The 2553-nt window shown below is 61.5% G+C and carries 2 protein-coding genes and 1 pseudogene; 2 read left to right on the top strand and 1 reads right to left on the bottom strand.

The features are described 5' to 3' along the window. Nucleotides 1–79: 79 nt before the first annotated feature. Both RMO18_RS13640 and RMO18_RS13635 read left to right on the top strand, forming a co-directional pair. Nucleotides 80–391 (top strand): putative quinol monooxygenase, encoded by a 312-nt coding sequence (locus RMO18_RS13640; RefSeq protein WP_309666599.1) that lies wholly within the window; start codon nucleotides 80–82, stop codon nucleotides 389–391. A gap of 73 nt (nucleotides 392–464) precedes the next feature. Then, a pseudogene (locus RMO18_RS13635) lies at nucleotides 465–1589 on the top strand (Gfo/Idh/MocA family protein). Nucleotides 1590–2075: 486 nt separating this feature from the next. Here the strand turns inward: RMO18_RS13635 and RMO18_RS13630 are convergent. Further along, a partial coding sequence (locus RMO18_RS13630) for a YaeQ family protein (protein ID WP_309666597.1) occupies nucleotides 2076–2553 on the bottom strand: 478 nt, incomplete at its 5' end.

Below are 2553 nucleotides of genomic sequence, written 5' to 3'. Positions count from 1 at the left end.
CTGGAGTTCAGCCAGCAACTGATCGCGCGAGGCGGGATCATCATCCTTGCCGTCGCCCTTAGCCAGAAGCGGTGACGCCATGGCGCATGTAACCATCATCGGGACTGTCATCGCCAAGGCAGACACGCGCGACGAACTTCTGGGGCTGCTGGCCGAGCAGGTGGCACCCACGCGGGCCGAACCGGGTTGCCTCAACTACGACTTCCACGTCGATGCGGCCGATCCATGCTGCTTCGTGTTCTACGAAAACTGGCGCACGCAAGGTGATCTGGAGGCGCATCTGGCCATGCCCCACCTTGCGCCGCTGTTTTCACAGCTTGACAGGCTTTTGGCCAGGCCGGTCGAAATCCGGCACCTGACGATGCTTTCGGAGATGGGCGGTCAGCCATGACGCCGCGCGCCGCTGTCGCCAGTGGGGCAGGGGCTGGCCCCTTGGCGAAACCTTGCGGGAAGCGGATCACGACATGGGCCTGAAACTTGGCATGGTGGGCGGGGGAAACGGAGCCTTCATCGGCGCCGTGCATCGCATCGCGGCGCGTTTGGACGGCCATTGGGACCTGGTTGCGGGGGCGTTTTCCTCTGACCCCGCACGGGCGGCGCAGTCGGCGACGGACCTAGGGATCGCGGCAGAGCGCAGCTATGACAACTGGGCCGCCATGGCGGTGGCCGAGGCCGCCCGGCCGGACGGCATTAATGCCGTGGCAATCGTGACGCCAAACCACCTGCACGCCCCGGTCGCCACCGCCTTCCTGCGCGCCGGGATTCCCGTGATTTGCGACAAGTCGCTGGCCACCACCGTCGAAGACGCCGAAACGCTGGTGCGGCTGGTGTCCGAAAGCGGCCTGCCCTTCATCCTGACCCAGACCTACACCGGTTATCCGATGGTCCGCGAAGCGCGAGCGCTGGTTGCGGCGGGCGGCATCGGGCGGGTGCGCCATGTTCAGGTTGAGTATCTGCAGGACTGGCTGGCCGAACCGATTGAGCATGGGGGCCAGAAGCAGGCCGCTTGGCGAACCGACCCGGCGCAGTCCGGTGCGGGCGGTTGCATTGCCGATATCGGCACACATGCCTTCAACCTTGCCACCTTCGTGACTGCTCTTGTGCCACAGGCCCTGCTGGCCGATCTGACGGCCTTCGGGCCCGGCCGGGCACTGGATGACAACGCAGCCATCCTGCTTCGGTTTGCAGGTGGGGCCAAGGGCATGATCTGGGCAAGTCAGGTCGCGCCCGGAACGAAGAATGCCCTGCGCCTCCGCGTGGTGGGCGATGCCGGGGGCTTGCTGTGGGACCAGTAACGCCCCGACGATCTGGAGCTTACGCCCCTTGGCCAGCCCACCCACACCCTGCGACGTGGCGGCGAGGGTTTGGCCACACCTTCGCGTCTGCCAGCAGGCCACCCAGAGGGTTATCTCGAGGCCTTTGCCACGCTTTACACCGAGGCCGCCGAAACGCTCCGCCGCTTTCGTGACAGGGCTGGACCGGACAGGGAATCGGTCGTGCCGACAGTATCGGATGGTCTGGCTAGCATGCGCTTCATCGCTGCCGGAGTTCGGTCGCAAGAAGGTGGCGGAGTCTGGATCAGCCTTTGATGGACAACAGTGCCGACGGGACACCGCTTTTCCAAAGACGCAAAACGCCGGCCCCGCGTCAGGAGGAAAGGGACCGAGGATCAGAGCTTGAACAGCCGTTTTCCGTACGATCCTTGAGCAGTGACAGCACTTTCGGAACGACCGCTCCCCGCCCTTCGCGTCATCAATGCTCCTCGATTGACGCGATGGGCTGAGGCTGTGTGGAAACTCCAATTTTGAGAATCTGCGGAGAACAGTTTCCTCAGAGGCTGGTACGTGGTGGCCCGCGCCGGAACGCGGTCTTGCAGTCGCCCCTGCGGGAGAACATCGTTCCGGGTCCGACCATGCTTGACTGAGTTTTCACACAGCCTCGGCCCAAAGCCGCCGTTCGCATAGCAATCTGCGTTACCCAGCGGCTTGTTCGGTGTGGACATTGGCAAGGCACATCAGATTTCGATGGGCACACATGAGCAACTGAAGTCCGTCTTTGCGGCAGGCACCTGTGAATTATGCGACACTCTTCCATTTTTGCGGGGTAAGGTAAACGATGCTATCATCAACACTGACCATCACATCGCCGTCCTGGATATTGATCTGGAGCCTCATCGCGCGGCTTGCAAGTTTTGCCAGTTCGCCTGTGTCTTTCTCGGAAAAATTGGTCACTTGAAGATTCTCAAAACGGGTGGTGCTGTTTTTGATCTTATCCCACCAGATCCCGGCTGTCCTGCCACCGTAAGGATAGACGATCACCTTGTCGGCTTTGCTACAGGATTGACGCATCACCTTCTCGCTAGGAAGCCCGAGGGCCACCCACACATCAAGCGTGCCGTTCAGGCTTTTCTGCCAGATGTCGGGCTCGTCATCGGTTGAAATGCCCTTGGTCATTTCCAAACTCTCATGAGCATTTAGCGCAAAAGCGACAATGCGCACCATCAGCCGTTCATCCGTCTCTGATGGGTGTTTAGCTACGGTCAGTTTATGGGTC

This window comes from Tabrizicola sp. (genome assembly GCF_031377265.1).
Taxonomy (GTDB): domain Bacteria; phylum Pseudomonadota; class Alphaproteobacteria; order Rhodobacterales; family Rhodobacteraceae; genus JAUYQR01.
The sequence above is the reverse complement of the archived record's forward strand: the minus strand, read 5'-3'. Positions and strand labels throughout refer to the sequence as shown.

Coding starts and splice junctions, on each gene's coding strand:
- RMO18_RS13640 (WP_309666599.1), top strand. CDS start 80: ATGGCGCATGTAACCATCATCGGGACTGTCATCGCCAAGGCAGACACG.